Origin of the sequence: Microbacterium maritypicum MF109 (assembly GCF_000455825.1) — a bacterium.
Lineage (GTDB): Bacteria > Actinomycetota > Actinomycetes > Actinomycetales > Microbacteriaceae > Microbacterium > Microbacterium maritypicum_A.
This window is the reverse complement of record NZ_ATAO01000163.1, coordinates 1-222: the sequence shown is the minus strand read 5'-3', so window position 1 is coordinate 222 and position 222 is coordinate 1. Positions and strand designations below refer to the sequence as shown.

Sequence of the window (222 nt, the reverse complement as noted above, 5' to 3'; positions counted from 1 at the left end):
GATCGGCGAGCGCTCCGAGAGTGATGACCGCCCGTGCGCGTCCGTGCTCGACGCGGTAGGCGAGGTCCGAAGCCGACAACAGGGTCGAGGTCGGGATCGACACGGCGCCGATCTTCGTGATCGCCAGCATCACCTCCCACAGCTCGATCGTGTTGTTCAACATCACGATCACGTGGTCGCCGCGACCGATGCCGAGCGTGCGGAGCCAGGAGGCGACCTGGT

The 222-nt window shown here is 66.2% G+C and carries 1 protein-coding gene; it reads right to left on the bottom strand.

Going from position 1 to position 222, the window contains the following annotated elements; translation table 11 throughout:
• The coding region (locus tag L687_RS29630; protein WP_040569684.1) for an AMP-binding protein at positions 1-222 on the bottom strand (222 nt) is incomplete at both ends.